Origin of the sequence: Paraburkholderia sp. BR10923 (assembly GCF_040948765.1) — a bacterium.
GTDB classification, from domain to species: domain Bacteria; phylum Pseudomonadota; class Gammaproteobacteria; order Burkholderiales; family Burkholderiaceae; genus Paraburkholderia; species Paraburkholderia youngii.
This window is the reverse complement of sequence record NZ_JBFPKO010000026.1, coordinates 66,384-84,636: the sequence shown is the minus strand read 5'-3', so window position 1 is coordinate 84,636 and position 18,253 is coordinate 66,384. Positions and strand designations below refer to the sequence as shown.

17 protein-coding genes are annotated in these 18,253 nt (G+C 66.5%); 15 read left to right on the top strand and 2 right to left on the bottom strand.

All coding sequences use genetic code 11. The annotated features are described in order from the left end of the window. Window positions 1–83: 83 nt before the first annotated feature. Window positions 84–812 (bottom strand): YebC/PmpR family DNA-binding transcriptional regulator, encoded by a 729-nt coding sequence (locus tag AB3X94_RS33850; protein ID WP_176109157.1) that lies wholly within the window; start codon window positions 810–812, stop codon window positions 84–86. 620 nt (window positions 813–1,432) lie between these two features. After that, window positions 1,433–2,083 carry a uracil phosphoribosyltransferase gene (gene upp, locus AB3X94_RS33845; protein WP_013088896.1) on the bottom strand — a complete coding sequence of 217 codons (651 nt, stop codon included), beginning with the start codon at window positions 2,081–2,083 and terminating at the stop codon, window positions 1,433–1,435. Between the two features lie 216 nt (window positions 2,084–2,299). On the opposite strand from upp, the gene AB3X94_RS33840 reads away from it, so the two are divergent. From AB3X94_RS33840 to AB3X94_RS33770, 15 genes are all read left to right on the top strand, one after another. Beyond that, window positions 2,300–3,079: an SDR family oxidoreductase gene (locus AB3X94_RS33840; RefSeq protein ID WP_176109156.1), complete on the top strand. Its 780-nt coding sequence runs from the start codon at window positions 2,300–2,302 to the stop codon at window positions 3,077–3,079. 86 nt (window positions 3,080–3,165) lie between these two features. Beyond that, window positions 3,166–3,555 carry a methylglyoxal synthase gene (locus tag AB3X94_RS33835; protein ID WP_013088898.1) on the top strand — a complete coding sequence of 130 codons (390 nt, stop codon included), beginning with the start codon at window positions 3,166–3,168 and terminating at the stop codon, window positions 3,553–3,555. A 46-nt stretch (window positions 3,556–3,601) separates the two neighbouring features. Beyond that, window positions 3,602–4,576 carry a quinone oxidoreductase gene (locus AB3X94_RS33830; protein WP_368613781.1) on the top strand — a complete coding sequence of 325 codons (975 nt, stop codon included), beginning with the start codon at window positions 3,602–3,604 and terminating at the stop codon, window positions 4,574–4,576. A gap of 178 nt (window positions 4,577–4,754) precedes the next feature. Further along, entirely contained in the window at window positions 4,755–4,865 is a 111-nt protein-coding gene (locus AB3X94_RS33825; RefSeq protein WP_176109154.1) for a potassium ABC transporter ATPase, read from the top strand. Further along, window positions 4,865–4,957: a K(+)-transporting ATPase subunit F gene (gene kdpF, locus AB3X94_RS33820; RefSeq protein WP_085484604.1), complete on the top strand. Its 93-nt coding sequence runs from the start codon at window positions 4,865–4,867 to the stop codon at window positions 4,955–4,957. The genes AB3X94_RS33825 and kdpF overlap by 1 nt, the downstream gene beginning before the upstream one ends. After that, window positions 4,954–6,759 carry a potassium-transporting ATPase subunit KdpA gene (kdpA, locus tag AB3X94_RS33815; protein ID WP_368613772.1) on the top strand — a complete coding sequence of 602 codons (1,806 nt, stop codon included), beginning with the start codon at window positions 4,954–4,956 and terminating at the stop codon, window positions 6,757–6,759. The genes kdpF and kdpA overlap by 4 nt, the downstream gene beginning before the upstream one ends. Window positions 6,760–6,854: 95 nt before the next feature. Continuing rightward, window positions 6,855–8,966 carry a potassium-transporting ATPase subunit KdpB gene (kdpB, locus tag AB3X94_RS33810; protein ID WP_368613771.1) on the top strand — a complete coding sequence of 704 codons (2,112 nt, stop codon included), beginning with the start codon at window positions 6,855–6,857 and terminating at the stop codon, window positions 8,964–8,966. 28 nt (window positions 8,967–8,994) lie between these two features. Then, entirely contained in the window at window positions 8,995–9,573 is a 579-nt protein-coding gene (gene kdpC, locus AB3X94_RS33805) for a potassium-transporting ATPase subunit KdpC (protein WP_368613770.1), read from the top strand. A 149-nt stretch (window positions 9,574–9,722) separates the two neighbouring features. Continuing rightward, on the top strand, window positions 9,723–12,575 hold the full coding sequence (locus AB3X94_RS33800) for a DUF4118 domain-containing protein (RefSeq protein WP_368613769.1): 2,853 nt from the start codon (window positions 9,723–9,725) through the stop codon (window positions 12,573–12,575). After that, complete coding sequence (gene kdpE / locus AB3X94_RS33795) at window positions 12,568–13,266, top strand: two-component system response regulator KdpE (protein WP_176109149.1); 699 nt, start codon at window positions 12,568–12,570, stop codon at window positions 13,264–13,266. Before AB3X94_RS33800 ends, kdpE begins: the two co-directional genes overlap by 8 nt. 102 nt (window positions 13,267–13,368) lie before the next feature. Continuing rightward, window positions 13,369–13,689, top strand: a complete 321-nt coding sequence (sugE, locus tag AB3X94_RS33790) for a quaternary ammonium compound efflux SMR transporter SugE (protein ID WP_176135238.1) — start codon at window positions 13,369–13,371, stop codon at window positions 13,687–13,689. 229 nt (window positions 13,690–13,918) lie between these two features. Continuing rightward, window positions 13,919–14,530, top strand: coding sequence for a DUF4126 domain-containing protein (locus AB3X94_RS33785; protein ID WP_176109147.1), 612 nt, complete (start codon window positions 13,919–13,921; stop codon window positions 14,528–14,530). Between the two features lie 101 nt (window positions 14,531–14,631). After that, window positions 14,632–17,121, top strand: a complete 2,490-nt coding sequence (locus AB3X94_RS33780; RefSeq protein WP_246392207.1) for an ABC transporter permease — start codon at window positions 14,632–14,634, stop codon at window positions 17,119–17,121. Between the two features lie 37 nt (window positions 17,122–17,158). Further along, window positions 17,159–17,572 carry a group II truncated hemoglobin gene (locus tag AB3X94_RS33775; RefSeq protein WP_176109145.1) on the top strand — a complete coding sequence of 138 codons (414 nt, stop codon included), beginning with the start codon at window positions 17,159–17,161 and terminating at the stop codon, window positions 17,570–17,572. Continuing rightward, window positions 17,565–18,209: a DUF924 family protein gene (locus AB3X94_RS33770; protein ID WP_368613768.1), complete on the top strand. Its 645-nt coding sequence runs from the start codon at window positions 17,565–17,567 to the stop codon at window positions 18,207–18,209. Before AB3X94_RS33775 ends, AB3X94_RS33770 begins: the two co-directional genes overlap by 8 nt. The last annotated feature ends 44 nt before the right edge of the window (window positions 18,210–18,253 follow it).

Genomic DNA, 18,253 nt, shown 5'->3' with positions numbered 1-18,253 from the left:
ACCATAAACGGCCGAGCGCTGTGCTCGGCCGTGCAATAAACCATCGACAGCAAGGGCAAACGATGCGAAAGCCCGGCGCGCCATTACTCGCCCGCGATCGACGCGTTTGTATAGACTTCCTGCACGTCGTCCAGATTTTCCAGCGCGTCGAGCAGCTTCTGCATTTTCACGGCGTCGTCGCCGGTGAATTCGACTTCGGTCTGCGGCTTCATCGTGACTTCGGCCAGTTCGGCCTTGAAGCCCGCCGTTTCGAGCGCTGTCTTCACCTTCGAAAAATCGTGCGGCGGGCACAGCACTTCGATACTGCCGTCCTCGTTCGTCACGACGTCGTCGGCGCCCGCCTCTAGCGCGGCTTCCATCAGCGAGTCTTCGGCGGTACCGGGCGCGAACAGGAACTGGCCGACGTGATCGAACATGAACGACACCGAGCCGTCCGTGCCCATGTTGCCGCCGTTCTTCGAGAACGCGTGACGCACTTCCGCGACCGTGCGGGTGCGGTTGTCGGTCATCGTGTCGACGATCACCGCCGCGCCGCCGATGCCGTAGCCTTCGTAGCGGATTTCCTCGTAGTTCGCGCCTTCCGCGCCGCCGACACCGCGCTGGATCGCGCGGTTGATGTTGTCCTTCGGCATGTTGGCGTCGTACGCCTTGTCGACCGCGAGCCGCAGACGCGGGTTCGAGTCGATTTCGCCGCCGCCCATACGCGCCGCGACCTGGATTTCCTTGATGAGCCGCGTCCACACCTTGCCGCGCTTGGCATCGGCCGCTGCTTTCTTATGCTTGATGTTGGCCCATTTCGAATGACCCGCCATACTTTTCTCCGTCGCGCGCGCCAGCGGGGCGCACGCATAGTGCAATTGTCGTTGCGATGTCGGCGCCCCGCGGGTTGCGCCTCGCGTGTCGTGTCCCGATCCCAAACCGTCAGGTGAAAGGCTGCCGCCCGCTCGCGCTCGTTGCTCGCGCTTGTTGCTCGGCTTGGCCCGTCGGCGCGGCCACTCCTGCCGCCGATCTCAGCCTGGCCGTTCCCGCGCGTCGTTCCACGCTTGCCCGCCGGCAGGCGTTCGAGCCGGTTCATGCATGAGCCGCGGCCCAAGCGGGGCCGCAGGGCGGCAACGCGATGGAAGCGGGGCAGCTTGCGCGGCCAGGCGCCGCATGACCTGATGCGAAGGCGCGGGGCGCCGGTCGAAATTGCAGACGGTGGTGCGAGTGATCGTGCGAGTCGAGCCGCTCATCGAGCGGATTCGAATTTTATCACGCCGCGAGGGTGCGGCAGAGGGGGCCGCGGCGCGAAACCGGCCGCAAATGCAATGAAATCGAAGTGAAAATGAATGGAGGCGGCGCGGATGTGTCACCGGGACGGCCGGATGCCGTCGAAAGCGGGGGCGGCTTTAGGGCAGGGACACCGCCGAACCACCCCGCCGGCTCCTGCGCGTCAGTTCTTCGTACCGAACAACCGGTCGCCCGCGTCGCCCAGGCCCGGCACGATGTACGCATGCTCGTTCAGATGCGAATCGAGCGACGCGACGAACAGCTTGACGTCCGGGTGCGCGTCCTGGAACACCTGCACGCCTTCGGGCGCGGCGACGAGCGCGAGGAACAGGATGTTCTCGGCGGCCACGTTGCGGCGCTTGAGCACATCGACCGCGTGCACGGCCGAGTAGCCGGTCGCGACCATCGGATCGCAGAGGATGAACACGCGGTCTTCGAGGTCCGGCAGCCGCACCAGGTATTCGACCGGCCGATGATCCTCCGCGCGATACACGCCAATGTGGCCGACCCGCGCCGACGGCACCAGCTCGAGCAGGCCGTCCGACATGCCGACGCCCGCGCGCAGCACCGGCACGATCGCGAGCTTCTTGCCGGCGATCACCGGCGCGTCGATCTCGACGAGCGGCGTGGTGATGCGGCGCGTCGTCATCGGCAGGTTGCGGGTGATTTCGTAGCCCATCAGCAGCGTGATTTCGCGCAGCAGTTCGCGGAACGTGCGCGTCGACGTGTCCCGGTCGCGCATGTGCGACAGCTTGTGCTGGATCAGCGGGTGATCGAGGATGAAAAGATTGGGGAAACGGCTGTCCTGGGTCATGGCGGGCTCGCGCGCGGCGGCAAGGTGGATCGGTTCGGCGCGCCCATCCGTTGGTTTCACCAGCGCCCGAAGCTCGGACGAACGGAGGAAATGCGCGCCACCGCGCAAGTTTACCGAAAGAGTACCGCCCGGCGATACCTGAGATTGAAGCGACGCGGCACAGTCCGCCACCGATTCTTCTAGAATCTGGGGAAACTTCGCTACGAGGGCATCCACATGGACTTGGGAATCGCAGGACGTACCGCGCTGGTTTGCGCGGCGAGCAAAGGTCTGGGACGCGGCTGCGCGGAAGCGCTCGCGGCCGAGGGCGTCAACCTGACGATCGTCGCGCGCACCGCCGAAACGCTCGAAGCGACCGCCGAGGCGATCCGCAAGCAGAGCGGCGTCGAGGTGAAGGCGGTCGCATGCGACATCACCACGCCCGAAGGGCGCGCCGCCGCGCTCGCCGCCTGCCCGCAGCCGGACATTCTCGTCAACAACGCGGGTGGCCCGCCGCCGGGCGATTTCCGCGACTTCACGCACGACGACTGGATCCGCGCGCTCGAAGCCAACATGCTGACCCCGATCGAGCTGATCCGTCAGACCATCGACACGATGAGCGCGCGCGGCTTCGGGCGCATCGTCAACATCACGAGCTCCGCGGTGAAGGCGCCGATCGACGTGCTCGGCCTGTCGAATGGCGCGCGCTCGGGGCTGACCGGTTTCGTCGCGGGTCTCGCGCGCAAGGTCGCGCCGACCGGCGTGACGATCAACAACCTGCTGCCGGGTCTGTTCGATACCGACCGCATCGCGGTCACGATCGAGGCGCAGGCGAAGACGCACAACATTTCCATCGACGAAGCGCGCAAGCAGCGCATGAAGACGATCCCCGCCGGGCGCTTCGGCAATCGCGAAGAATTCGGCCGGGCCTGCGCGTTCCTGTGCAGCACGCATGCCGGCTACATCACCGGGCAGAACTGGCTGATCGACGGCGGCGCGTATCCCGGTACGTACTGAGCTGGTGCGTACTGAGCACGCACGTACCGACGTCACCCGTCACATCACAACAACGATATTCACAACGGTTTGAGGAGTCTTAAGTCATGAGCACCCGCATTGCGCTGATCGCACACGATCACAAGAAGGACGACATCGTCAAACTGGCCGGCGAATACGTCGACACGCTCGCGCGCTGCGAGATCGTGGCGACCGGCACGACCGGCGGACGCATCAGCGACGCGCACGGCCTCACGGTCGAGCGCATGTTGTCGGGCCCGCACGGCGGCGATCTGCAGATCGGCGCGCAGCTCGCCGAAGGGCGCGTCGACATGGTGATTTTCCTGCGCGACCCGATGACGCCGCAGCCGCACGAGCCGGACATCAACGCGCTGGTGCGCGCGTGCGACGTGCACAACATTCCGTGCGCGACGAATATTTCGACCGCGCGCATGGTGCTCGACGTGCTGACGCTGCGCCTGTCCGGCGAGGCGTGAGCGCGCGGCTCCCCGCACCCATACCCCTACAGAACAAGGAGACATGATGGTCAAGGCAATCCGTTTCGACAAAACCGGCGGCCCCGAAGTCATGAAATGGGTCGACGTCGAGGTGGGCGAGCCCGGTGCGGGCGAGATCCGCATTCGCCAGACGGCGGTCGGCCTCAATTACATCGACGTGTATTTCCGCACCGGCCTGTATCCGCTGCCGCTGCCGGGCGGGCTCGGCATGGAGGCGGCCGGCGAGGTCAGCGCGCTCGGCTCGGGCGTGAGCGGTCTGAAGGTCGGCGATCGCGTCGCGTATGTCGCGCGGCCGCCCGGCGCGTACGCGCAGGAGCGCGTGCTGCCGGCCGCGCAGGTGGTCAAGCTGCCCGATGCGGTCAGCGACGAGCAGGCCGCGTCGGTGATGCTGCAAGGCTTGACCGCGCAGTATCTGCTGCGCCGCACGTATCGGGTGAAGGCCGGCGACACGATCCTGATTCAGGCCGCGGCGGGCGGCGTCGGCCTTCTCGTGTGCCAGTGGGCGAAGGCGCTCGGCGCGACGGTGATCGGCACGGTCGGTTCCGACGAAAAAGCCGAGATCGCGAAAGCGCACGGCTGCGATCACGCGATCGTCTATACGCGCGAAAACTTCACGAAGCGCGTACGCGAGATCACCAACGGCGCGGGCGTGCCGGTCGTCTACGATTCGATCGGCAAGGACACCTTCGAAAAGTCGCTCGACTGTCTCGCGCCGCTCGGCCTGTTCGTGAGCTTCGGCAACGCGTCGGGTCCGCTGCCGCTGATCGACTCGTCGGAATTCGCAGGACGCGGTTCGCTGTTCTTTACGCGCCCGACGCTTTTCACCTACATCGCGAAACGCGCCGATTACGAGGCGATGTCGGCCGAGTTGTTCGACGTGCTGAGCTCGGGCAAGGTGAAGACGAGCATCAATCAGCGCTATGCGCTGCCGGATGTCGGCCAGGCGCATGCGGAGCTCGAAGGGCGCCGCACGACGGGGTCGACGATCCTGCTTCCGTAAAAAATCTTCGCGGCCTCCGGCTGCGCTACCCGACCTTCACCAAGGCCGTTTCATCGCGAGATGAAACGGCCTTTTCCGTTTACGCGATTTTTACGCGCACCGCGCAATCTTTGACCGGCCCTTTAGGCGGATCGGCATACCGTTCTACCTATCCAAAATCCGTAAATGGGGAACACAAATGGATGTGTTGTATGTCGGTGGCCTGGCGCTGTTTGCCGTGCTGACCTTTGCGCTGATTGGCGGCTGCGAGAAGCTGATGCAGTTCCGTCGCGGACAGGGAGTGCGCTGATGACCTGGATGCTGTGGCTGGCCGGCGCGTCCACCGCGCTGCTGTTCATCTATCTCGTGTATGCGCTGCTGCGCGCGGAGGACATTGAATGAACACGAACGATGTCCTGCAGGCGAGTCTTTTTATCGTCGTGCTACTGGCCGCCGCGGTGCCGGTGGCGAGCTATCTTGGCGCCGTGATGGACGGCAGCTCAAGCGTGGTGCGCTTCGGCGCGCCGCTCGAACGGCTGCTTTACCGTATCGCGGGCGTCGATCCATCGCAGGAAATGGGCTGGAAGCACTACGCGATCGCCACGGTCGCGTTCAACGTGTTCGGCGTGGCATTCCTGTACGTGCTGCTGCGTGTGCAAGGATGGCTGCCGGGCAATCCGCAGCAGTTCGGCGCGATGTCGGTCGACAGCGCGTTCAACACCGCGGTCAGCTTCGTGTCGAACACCAACTGGCAGGACTACACGCCCGAGCAGACGGTCAGCTATCTGACGCAGATGCTCGGCCTGACCGTGCAGAACTTCCTGTCGGCGGCGACCGGGATCGTCGTCGTGATCGCGCTGATTCGCGGCTTCGCGCGTCATACCGCGCAGACGATCGGCAACTTCTGGGTCGACATCACGCGCGTGACGATGTACGTGCTGATTCCGATGTCGATGATCATCGCCGCGCTGCTGATGAGCCAGGGTGTAATCCAGAACTTCAAGGCCTATCAGGACGTGCCGACGCTGCAGACCACCACCTACGCCGCGCCGAAGCTCGACGCGCAAGGTAATCCGGTGAAGGACGCAAAGGGCAATCCGGTGACGGTCGATACGCCCGTGAAGACGCAGACCATCGCGATGGGTCCGGTCGCGTCGCAGGAAGCGATCAAGATGCTCGGCACCAACGGCGGCGGCTTCTTCAACGGCAACTCCGCGCATCCGTACGAAAACCCGACGCCGTTCTCGAACTTCGTGCAGATCTTCTCGATCCTGATCATCCCGGCGGCGCTCGCGCTCGTGTTCGGCCGCGTGATCGGCGACCGCCGCCAGGGTGTCGCGGTGCTTGCGGCGATGACGATCGCGTTCGGCGTCTGCGTGATCGGCGAGATCAGCGCCGAGCAAAGCGGCAATCCCGCGTTCACGGCGCTCAAGGTCGATCAGTCGGCGAACGCGCTGCAGGCGGGCGGCAATGCCGAAGGCAAGGAAACGCGCTTCGGTATCGCGCAGTCGGGCATCTTCACGGTCGCGACCACGGCGGCTTCGTGCGGCGCGGTCGCCAATACGCACGATTCGTTGACGCCGATCGGCGGCCTGTACCCGATGCTGTTGATGCAGCTTGGTGAAGTGATCTTCGGCGGTGTCGGTTCCGGCATGTACGGGATGCTCGTGTTCGCGCTGCTCGCGGTGTTCGTCGCGGGGCTGATGATCGGGCGTACTCCTGAATATGTCGGCAAGAAGATCGAGGCCTACGAGATGAAGATGGTGTCGATCGTGGTGCTGCTCACGCCGCTGCTCGTGCTGGTGGGCACCTCGATAGCGGTGCTGACCGACGCGGGCAAGGCCGGCATCGCGAACCCCGGCGCGCATGGCTTCTCCGAAATCCTCTACGCGTTCAGCTCGGCCGCGAACAACAACGGCAGCGCGTTCGCGGGGCTCACGGTGAATACGCCGTTCTACAACTGGCTCACCGCGATCGCGATGTGGTTCGGCCGCTTCGGCACGATCGTGCCGGTGCTCGCGATCGCCGGCTCGCTCGCCGCGAAGAAGCGCATCGGCGTTACCGGCGGCACGCTGCCGACGCACGGCCCGTTGTTCGTCGTGCTGCTGCTCGGCACGGTGCTGCTGGTCGGCGCGCTGACCTACGTCCCGGCGCTCGCGCTCGGTCCCGGCGTCGAGCATCTGATGATGATCGGCGTGCAGTGACGAGTGACGCGGGGCCCCGATCAACGACGCCCAACGACCGAACAGGCGCTTGCACGCGGCAAGCCCGCAAGCGCACAAGGATATTCGAGGATTCAATGACTGAACATAACGCTACGCGGTCCATGTTCGACCCGGCGCTGCTGCGTCCGGCGATCGTGGACTCCTTTAAAAAGCTCACGCCGCGCACGCAGTTTCGCAACCCGGTGATGTTCTGCGTGTACGTCGGCAGCATTCTGACGACCATTCTGTGGATCGCCGCGCTCGGCGGTCAGGCGGAGGCGCCCGCCGGCTTCATTCTCGCGGTCACGCTATGGCTGTGGTTCACGGTGCTGTTCGCGAACTTCGCGGAAGCGCTCGCCGAAGGCCGCTCGAAAGCGCAGGCCGCGTCGCTGCGCAGCGCGAAGAAAGACGTGATGGCCAAGAAGCTCAACGAGCCGCATCCGAAGTCGCCGATCCGCATCACCACCGCATCGGATCTGCGCAAAAGCGACGTCGTGCTGGTCGAAACCGGCGACGTGATTCCGGCCGACGGCGAAGTGATCGACGGTGTCGCATCGGTCGACGAATCGGCGATCACCGGCGAATCGGCGCCGGTGATCCGCGAGTCGGGCGGCGACTTTTCGTCGGTGACGGGCGGCACGCGCGTGCTGTCGGACTGGATCGTCGTGCGCGTCACGGCGAACCCGGGCGAGGCGTTCCTCGACCGCATGATCGCGATGGTCGAAGGCGCGAAGCGTCAGAAGACGCCGAACGAAATCGCGCTGACGATTCTCCTCGTCGCGCTGACGATCGTGATGCTGCTCGCCACCGCGACGCTGCTGCCGTTCTCGATGTTTTCCGTCGAGGCCGCCAAGGCGGGCCACGTGGTGACGATCACCGCGCTCGTCGCGCTGCTCGTGTGCCTGATCCCGACGACGATCGGCGGCCTGCTGTCGGCGATCGGCGTGGCCGGCATGAGCCGCATGATGCAGGCGAACGTGATCGCAACCTCGGGCCGCGCCGTCGAAGCGGCCGGCGACGTCGACGTGCTGCTGCTCGACAAGACCGGCACCATCACGCTCGGCAACCGCCAGGCGTCGCAGTTCCTGCCCGCGCCGGGTTTGAGCGAAGAGGCGCTGGCCGATGCCGCGCAATTATCGTCGCTGGCCGACGAAACGCCGGAAGGCCGCAGCATCGTCGTGCTCGCGAAGCAGCGCTTCAATATCCGTCAGCGCGACATGGCCTCGCTGCACGCGGTGTTTCTCGCGTTCACCGCTCAGACCCGCATGAGCGGGGTCGATCTGTCGCCGCAAGGAACGCCCGCCGGAACCCACGGCCGTGAGATCCGCAAAGGCGCGGCCGATGCGGTCAAGCACTACGTCGAGGCGAACGGCGGCCGTTTCCCGAACGAAGTCAGCAATGTGGTCGCCGAGGTCGCGCGACGCGGCAGCACACCGCTCGTGGTCGCCGAGAAGGGCGAGCAGGGCGCGCGCGTGCTCGGCGTGATCGAGCTGAAGGACGTCGTGAAGGGCGGCATCAAGGAGCGCTTCGCCGAGCTGCGCAAGATGGGCATCAAGACCGTGATGGTGACGGGCGACAACCGTCTGACCGCCGCCGCGATCGCGGCCGAAGCAGGCGTCGACGACTTCCTCGCCGAAGCGACACCGGAGACGAAGCTCGCGACGATCCGCGCGCACCAGGCTGAAGGGCGTCTGGTCGCGATGACCGGCGACGGCACCAACGACGCGCCCGCGCTTGCGCAGGCCGACGTCGCGGTCGCGATGAACACTGGCACGCAGGCGGCGAAAGAGGCCGGCAACATGGTCGACCTCGATTCGAATCCGACCAAGCTGATCGAGATCGTCGAGATCGGCAAACAGATGCTGATGACGCGCGGTTCGCTAACCACGTTCTCGATCGCCAACGACGTCGCCAAGTACTTCGCGATCATCCCGGCCGCGTTCGCATCGACGTATCCGGCGCTGAATGCGCTGAACGTGATGCATCTCGCGACACCGACCTCGGCGATCATGTCGGCGGTGATCTTCAACGCGCTGATCATCGTGCTGCTGATTCCTCTTGCGCTTAAGGGCGTGCGCTACCGCGCGCTAGGCGCCGCGATCCTGCTGCGCCGCAATCTGCTGATCTACGGACTCGGCGGGATCATCGTGCCGTTCATCGGCATCAAGCTGATCGATATGGTGCTGGCCGCGTTCGGCTGGGTATGAGATGGATGAAAAGGGAAAGAGACTCATCATGAAAAATCTGTTCCGTCCGCTGATCGTGATCTTCGCGGTGCTGACCGTGGTCACCGGACTCGCTTATCCCGCGGTGATGACCGCGTTCGGCCAGGCGGCGTTCCACCACCAGGCCAACGGCAGCCTGATCGAGCAGAACGGCAAGGTGGTCGGCTCGCAGCTGATCGGCCAGCAGTTCGACGCGCCTCAGTATTTCTGGGGCCGCCTGTCGGCGACGAGCCCGATGCCGTACAACCCGCAGAACTCCGGCGGCTCGAACCTCGGGCCGAACAACCCGGCGCTGCTCGACGAGATCAAGGGCCGTCTCGACGCGCTGAAGGCCGCGGGCACCGACATGTCGAAGCCGGTGCCGGTCGATCTGGTCACGTCGTCGGGCAGCGGGCTCGATCCGGAGATCAGTCCGGCCGCGGCCGCGTACCAGCTCGAGCGGGTCGCGCAGGCGCGCCACCTCGCGCCGAGCGACGTGCAGGCGCTCGTCGAGCGCTACACGACGGGGCGCCAGTTCGGCGTGCTCGGCGAGCCGCGCGTGAACGTGCTGAAGCTCAATCTCGCGCTCGATGAAATGAAGCGCGGTTGACGCGAAACGCAACGGCAACGCATCAGCCGCGCTTGCGGTTCATCGATAACAGCGGCGTCCGCGTGGCGCCGCGCCGCCATTTGCGGACCGGCGCGGGCCGTGCCAACATGCAGGCACCGCCGCTCGCACGACTATGACAATCACTGAGCATGAACCGCCCCGATCCTGACGAACTGCTCGACAAGCTGCAGCGCGACGAAGAAAAGCGCTTGCGCGGCAGGCTGAAAATTTTCTTCGGCGCGTCGGCTGGCGTCGGCAAGACCTATGCGATGCTGCAGGCCGCGCGCCGCCGCAAGGACGAGGGTATCGACGTGCTGGTCGGCATCGCCGAAACGCACGGGCGCGGCGAAACCGCCGCGTTGCTCGCGGGGCTCGAGGTGCTGCCGCTCGCGCATATCGAGTATCGCGGCCGCAAGCTCGGCGAGTTCGATCTCGACGCCGCGCTCGCGCGCAAGCCGCAACTGATCCTCGTCGACGAACTCGCGCATTCGAACGTGCAGGGCGCGCGCCATCTGAAGCGCTGGCAGGACGTCTACGAACTGCTCGACGCCGGCATCGACGTCTATACGACCGTCAACGTGCAGCACCTGGAGAGCCTGAACGACGTGGTTGGCCAGATCACCGGCATCCGCGTGTGGGAAACCGTGCCCGATCGCGTGTTCGATCATGCCGACGAAGTCACGCTCGTCGATCTGCCGGCCGAGGAACTGCTCGACCGCATGCGCGACGGCAAGGTGTACATGGCGCAGCAGGCCGAGCGCGCGGTGCGCAACTTCTTTCGCAAGGGCAACCTGATCGCGCTGCGCGAACTGGCACTGCGCCGCACCGCCGATCGCGTCGATGCGCAGATGCGCGAGTACCGCGCCGATCGTTCGATCCAGCGCATCTGGCAGGCGCGCGAGCGGCTGCTGGTGTGCGTGGGTCCTGGTCCCGAAGCGCCGGCGCTGGTGCGCTCGGCGGCGCGCCTCGCCGCGAGCCTGAAGGCCGACTGGCTCGCGGTCTATGTCGAAACGCCCGCGTTGCAGCGTCTGCCCGACGCGCGCCGCGCACGCACGCTGAACGCGCTGAAGCTCGCCGCCGAACTCGGCGCCGAAACCGCGACGCTCGCCGCCACCGATGCGCTCGACGCGTTGATCGGTTACGCGCAGGCGCGCAACGTATCGAAGCTGGTGGCGGGCGCATCGTCGCGCACGGGCGTGAGCCGCTGGCTGCGCCGGCCGCTCGGCGAGCGCATCGCCGAGAAGAGCGGCGATCTTGATCTCACGCTGATTCGCGTGTCGTCGGAGCGCGACGGCGGCGAACAGCGCCATCTGTTGAACACGACCGCGAACGCGTGGCGCGAGGCGTTGAGCGCGGCGCGCGAGCGTCGCTCGCCGCCGCGCGCGTATGCGTTCGCGCTCGCGATCGGCGCGGCAATCACGCTGCTGTCGAGCCAGCTGATCGACCGCATCGATCTGACCAACCTGGTAATGCTGTATCTGCTCGGCGTGATCTTCACCGCGGTGAAGCTCGGGCGCGGGCCGGGTGTCGTGCTGTCGTTCGCGAGCGTCGCCGCGTTCGATTTCTTCTTCGTGCCGCCGCGCATGTCACTGTCGGTGTCCGATACGCAGTACCTGCTGACGTTCTTCGGCATGCTGCTGACATCGCTCGTGATCAGCCATCTGACTTCGAGCCTGCGCCGCGAGGCGAGCGTCGCGCGACGCCGCGAGCAGCGCACCGGCGCGATGTACGAGATGGCGCGCGAGCTCGCCGCGGCGCTTGCGACCGAGCAGATCGTCGGCATCGGCACGCGGCACGTGAGCGAGGTGTTCGGCGCGCGTGTCGCGATCCTGCTGCCCGACAGCGCCGATCAGGTCAAACAGAAAATCGAGGACCCCGACCCGGCGATCACGCTCGAAGGCGACGCGCTCGACCTCGACGTCGGCCAGTGGGTCTACGATCAGCAGAAGCCGGCCGGCCACGGCACCGACACGCTGCCGGCCGCCGCGGCGCTGTATCTGCCGCTGAAGGCGCCGATGCGCACGCGCGGCGTGCTCGCGGTCGTCGTGCGTGACGAGCGCGAGCTGACCGTGCCGGAACAGCGGCGCATGCTCGATGCGTTCGCCGCGCAGATCGCGCTCGCGCTCGAACGCGTGCATTACGTCGATATCGCGCGCGATGCGCTCGTCAACATGGAGTCGGAACGGCTTCGCAATTCGCTGCTGTCGGCGATATCGCACGATCTGCGCACGCCGCTGACGACGATCGTCGGGTTTTCATCGATGCTCGCTCAGGGGCAGCGAGGGCAGGGGCCGACCGACCCGCAATCCGCAGCGCGTCGTAACGACGAACTCGTCGATGCAATCCACGAAGAAGCGCTGCGCATGACCGACATCGTCACGAATCTGCTCGACATGGCGCGCCTGCAGGCCGGCAGCTTGCAGCTGAACCAGCAATGGACGCTGCTCGAGGAGACCGTCGGCGCCGCGCTGCGCGCGTGCAAGCGCGTGCTCGCCGATCATCCGGTGCAGGTCACGCTGCCCGCCGATCTGCCGCTGCTGCATCTCGACGCGGTGCTGATGGAGCGGCTGTTCTCGAACCTGTTCGAGAACGCGGCCAAATACACGGCGTCCGGCACGCCGCTCATGATCGGCGCGCAGCAGATCGACGCGGATGGCGCGCCGTTCGTGCGCGTGACGATCGACGACAACGGCCCCGGCCTGCCCGCCGGCATGGAAGCGCGCGTGTTCGAGAAGTTCACGCGCGGCGAGAAGGAATCGGCGAAACCGGGCATCGGCCTTGGCCTCGCGATCTGCCGCGCGATCGTCGAGGCGCACGGCGGTACAATCGGCGCGCTCAACCGGACGGCCGCGGATGGCCACATCGAGGGCGCGCGCTTCTGGTTCACGCTGCCGGTCAAGACGCCGCCCGACGCGCCCGAGACGTTCGATACGCTCGAAGACGAAGGCGCCCCCGCCGCCGCCGCCGACCTCAACCCGCTCACCCGACCCGCCCATGAGTGACCTGAGCATCACCGTCGTTCTGATCGAAGACGAAAAGCAGATACGCCGCTTCGTGCGCACGGCGCTCGAAGGCGAGGGCATCGCCGTGTACGACGCCGAGACCGGCAAGCAAGGGCTCGTCGAAGCGGCGACGCGCAAGCCCGATCTCGTGATCGTCGATCTGGGCCTGCCCGACACCGATGGCCTCGACGTGATCCGAGAGCTGCGTGGCTGGAGCGAGCTGCCGGTAATTGTGCTATCGGCGCGCACCCAGGAAAGCGAAAAGGTCGCCGCGCTCGACGCCGGCGCCGACGACTACCTGACCAAGCCGTTCGGCGTGTCCGAGTTGCTCGCGCGCATCCGCGCGCATCTGCGGCGGCGCAATCACGGCGGCGCGAACGAATCGCCGCAGGTGCGCTTCGGCGCGGTCACCGTCGATCTCGCGCTGCGCCAGGTCACGCGCGACGGCGCCGCGGTCCATCTGACGCCGATCGAATACCGGCTGCTCGCGACGCTCGTGCGCCACGCTGGCCGCGTGCTCACGCACCGGCAGCTGCTGCGCGATGTGTGGGGGCCGTCGCATGTCGAGAGTCACCACTATTTGCGCATCTACATGGCGCACCTGCGCGGCAAGCTCGAGCGCGATCCCGCGCAGCCGGAGCATATCGTCACGGAGACGGGCGTCGGGTATCGGCTGGTGGGCGCGGTGTGAGGTCGTCCGCGAAGCCGCTCCGTTATAATCTCCCGACGTAAGGACGACCTTACGCTTCTATCAATCATCGGGGACGGCCCCATTTTTCATGGAGCTGTTTCGGTGTCCTGGTTTCTTCTGTTGATCGCCGGTTTGCTCGAAGTCGCGTGGGCGGCCGGTCTCAAAACTTCCGAAAGTTTCACCCGTTTCTGGCCGTCCGTCTTCACGGTCGTGACCGCGCTCGGCAGCTTCGCGCTGCTCGCGCTCGCGATGCGGCAACTGCCGCTCGGCACGGCCTATGCGGTGTGGACAGGAATTGGCGCGGTCGGCGCGTTCATTTTCGGCGTCGTGATGATGGGCGAGGCGCTGACGGTCGCGCGCGTCGCCAGTGCGTCGCTGATCGTGATCGGCCTCGTCGGGCTGAAGCTGTCGTCGGGGCACTGACCCTCGGCTACGTCCGCCCGGCGCGCGGCCGCCATTGCCTGTAAGCCACAGCGCGGCCTCGCCGCTCTACGTTCTGCGAATCATCGTAGCTATAATGAGACAGCAACGACGTTGAGATTGCCCGCGGCCTGGCTGGCGCGGCCGGCTTGGCAAGCCTGACGGCTTCGGCGCGGAACCCCGCTGGGTCCCGTCGCGGCGTCCGGCAAGCACAAAGCGCGTGGAGGCGGCCATGCTTGAATCACTTTCGCTTGCAGCGGGCCTTTCATGGGGCAGCGGTCTGCGCCTCTATCTGACGGTCCTTTTGGCCGGCGTATTAGAACGTCTTGGCCTGATTCACTTGCCGAACACATTGTCCGCGCTGTCATCGCCATGGGTGATCGGCGCGGCGGCCGTGCTGACGCTGGCCGAGTTCCTCGCCGACAAGATCCCCGCGTTCGACACGCTGTGGGACGCGATCCACACTTTCATCCGCATTCCGGCCGGCGCCGTGCTGGCCGCCGGCGCGCTCGGCCACGCCGATCCGACGCTGCTGACCGTCGCCGCGCTCGCGGGCGGCACGCTCGCCGGCACTGCGCATCTTGCGAAGGCGGGCACCCGCGCGCTGATCAATCTGTCGCCCGAACCGCTGTCGAACGTCGTCACGTCGACCGCCGAGGACGGCCTCGCGGTTGGCGGGGTACTGCTTGCGCTATTCGTGCCGCTCGCGTTTCTGGTCTTGATGGTAGGCTTTCTGCTACTCGCGGCGTGGGCATTGCCGCGATTGTGGCGTGGCGTGCAGGGCGGTTTTCGCGGCATGGCCACGCACATGGTGTCGCGATTGGCGAGGAGCAGGCACGATTGAGCGAAGCACTACCAGGATCTAAGGCGGGTTCAAGAACGCGCGCCGATACGAGACCGGCGCGCCGGCTCGGCGGCATCGATCTGTTGCGCCAGGCCATGCGGATGACGGCGCGCGACTGGCGCGCGGGCGAACTGACGATGTTGCTGCTCGCGCTCGTGCTGGCGGTCGCGGCGTTGTCGAGCGTCGGGTTTCTGGGCGACCGGCTGCATCAGGGGCTCGAGCGCGATGCGCGGCGCATGATCGCCGCCGACTTCATCGTGCGCGCCGATCATCCTGTCGATCCGCAATTCGCGGCCGAGGCGCACGCCCTGGGCCTGCGCACCGCCACCACGGCGATCTTTCCCAGCATGATCAACTCGACCGGCGCGCAGCCGGCGTCGCGGCTCGCCGCCGTCAAGGCGGTGTCGCCGGGCTATCCGTTGCGCGGCGCGCTGCGCATCGCGGCGGCGCCGGGTGCGGCCGATCATCCGGCGACGTCGATTCCGGCGCCGGGCACCGTGTGGGTCGACCAGGAATTGCTCGACGCACTGAAGCTGAAGGTCGGCGATGCGGTGAAGGTCGGCAATCGCAACTTCACGGTCGGCGCGCTGATCACGCGCGAACTCGATCGCGGCTTCTCGTTCGTCAACTTTTCGCCGCGCCTGATGCTGCGCGCCGACGAAGTGCAATCAACCGGCCTGATCACGTACGGCAGCCGGGTCACGTACCGGTTGCTGGTCGCCGGGTCCGACGACGCTGTCGCGCGCTTCGCGCAGTTCGCGCACGAGCACGTCGACGCCGGCAAGATGCGCGGCGTCGCGCTCGAGTCGCTGCAGGACGGCCAGCCGCAGGTGCGTCAGACGCTCGATCGCGCGGGCCATTTCCTGACGCTCGTGTCGCTGTTGACCGCGCTGCTCGCGGCGGTCGCAATCGCGATGGCCGCGCACCGCTTCATGCGCCGGCATCTCGACGGCTGCGCGGCGATGCGCTGTCTGGGCGTGAGCCACTCCGCGCTACGGGCGTTGTTCACGCTCGAATTCGTCGGGCTCGGCGTGATCGGCGGGGCGCTCGGCGTGGCGCTCGGCTATCTGGGGCATCTCGCGCTGCTGACGTGGCTCGGCGGCCTGATCGACGTGGTGCTGCCGCAGCCGACGCTGTGGCCCGCGCTCGAAGGTGTCGCGGCCGGCCTCGTGCTGCTGCTCGGCTTCGCGCTGCCGCCGCTGGTGCCGCTCACGCGGGTGCCGCCGGTGCGCGTGCTGCGGCGTGAATGGGGCGAGGAGGGCCGCACCGCGTGGGCCGCCTACGCGTTCGGCATCGTGCTGTTCGCGGGGCTGCTGATCCTCGCCGCCGGCGAATTGAAGCTCGGCGGCATCGTCGCGGGTGGATTCGCGGGCGGGTTGCTGGTGTTCGCCGGCATCGCACGGCTCGCGTTGTGGGGCGCGGCGCGCGTGGTGCGCAGCGAGCGCGTCAATGCGGGCATCGGCTGGCGCTATGCGCTCGCGTCGCTCGAGCGGCGCAGCAGCACGAGCGCGCTGCAGATCACCGCGCTCGGCATCGGCCTGATGTGCCTGTTGCTGATCGCGATGACGCGCAACGACCTCGTGCAGGGGTGGCGTAAATCGACGCCGCCCGATGCATCCAACGAGTTCATCATCGACATCCAGCCCGATCAGCGCGACGCGGTCACGCAGTATCTGGACGCGCACGGCATCGCTGGTGTGGACTTGTCGCCGATGGTGCGTGGGCGGCTCGTCGCGATCAACGGCAAGGCAGTCAACCCGGACTCGTTCAAGGGCGCGGACGCGCGGCGTCTGGTGGACCGCGAGTTCAACCTGTCGTACACGACGCAACTGCCCGACGACAACCGGATCGCCGCGGGCAGCTGGTTCGGCGATACGACGAAGCCGCAGATTTCGATCGAGCAGGGTCTCGCGAAGCTGATCAACGTGAAGCCCGGCGATGTGCTGCGCTTCGACGTGACGGGCCTGACTGTCGAGGCGCCGGTGACGAGCGTGCGCAAGCTCGACTGGGGGTCGTTCAAGGTCAACTTCTTCGTGCTGATGCCGCCCGTCTCGTTGCAGGACTTCCCGGCGACGTTCATCACGAGCTTCCATCTGCCCGCGGATAAGCAGTCGACGATCGACGGCCTGATCGCCGCGTATCCCAATCTGACCGCGATCGACACCGGCCCGATCCTCGCGCAGGTGCAGCGCGTGTTGCAGCAGGTGATCGGCGCGGTGCAGTTCCTGTTCGCGTTCACGCTCGCGGCCGGCGTGCTGGTGCTGTACGCGGCGCTTGCCGGCACGCGCGACGAGCGTATGCGAGAATCCGCGCTGCTGCGCGCGCTGGGCGCATCGCATCGTCAGGTGCGGGCGGTGCAGGTGGCCGAGTTCGTCGCGGTCGGTGCGCTGGCCGGCCTGATGGCGGCGGCCGGCGCGCAGATCATCGGCTCGCTGCTGGCCACGCACGTGTTCGAGTTTTATCTGGACTTCGATCCGTGGCTGCTGCCGGCGGGCATTGGCGCCGGTATCGCGTGTGCGGGCGTCGGCGGGTGGCTGAGTCTGCGGCATGTGTTGGCGCGGCCGGCGCTGCAATCGCTGCGCGACGCGTGAGTTTTCTTTGTGATGTTTATTTGCTGTTGAGCAGGGTATGAGCGATTTGAACGACGAAGTGTCCTCGGACAAGCCGACGGCCTTCGAACTGGTGGGCGGCGAGGCGCGTGTGCGCGAACTGGTCGACCGGTTTTACGACCTGATGGATCTCGAGGCGGATTTCGCCGGGATTCGCGCGCTGCATCCGGCATCGCTCGAGGGTTCGCGCGACAAGCTGTTCTGGTTTTTGTGCGGCTGGCTCGGCGGTCCCGATCATTACATCAGCCGCTTTGGCCATCCCCGTTTGCGCGCGCGGCATCTGCCGTTTGCGATCGCGTCGAGCGAGCGCGACCAGTGGTTGAGGTGCATGGCGTGGGCGATGGAGGACATCGGTTTGCCGGAGCCGCTGCGCGAGCGCCTGCTCGGTTCGTTCTTCGAAACCGCCGACTGGATGCGCAACCGCAATGGCTGACACGCCGCCGCACGCCGCCTCGGCACCGTACTCGGTCGAAGCCGACTACGCGGCGCTCGAGCCGCGCGCGCGAGAGATTCTCGACTGCTGGTTCGGCGCGCCGGGCACGCCGGAGCACGGCACGGAGCGCAAGCTCTGGTTCGAGCGCAATGACGCCGTGGATGCGATGCTGCGCGAACGTTTCGGTAACCTGATCGATGCGGCCAACGCGGGTGAGCTCGACGCATGGCAGGCCACGCCGTTGGGCGCGTTGGCGCTCGTGATCGTGCTGGACCAGTTTTCCCGCAACTGCCATCGTGGGACGCCGCGCGCTTTCGCGACCGACAGCAAGGCGCTGCAAACCGCGCAACGAATGGTCGCGAGCGGCGCCGATCGGCTGTTGCCAGGCGTGCAGCATCGCGCGTTCGCGTATCTGCCGTTCGAGCACGATGAATCGCTCGCTAGCCAGCAGGAGTCGCTCCGGCTCTTCAAACAGCTTGCGCAGGAGCCGGGCGGTGAAGGCTACTATCAATATGCGCTGCGCCACGCGAAAGTGATCGAGCGGTTCGGCCGCTTTCCGCATCGCAACGCGTTGCTCGGACGTGAATCGAGCGACGAGGAGATCGCGTTTCTGCGCGAGCCCGGTTCGTCGTTTTGAATCAGCACGGACGCGCGCGAGGCGCTCGGCCGGCGCGACGCGTT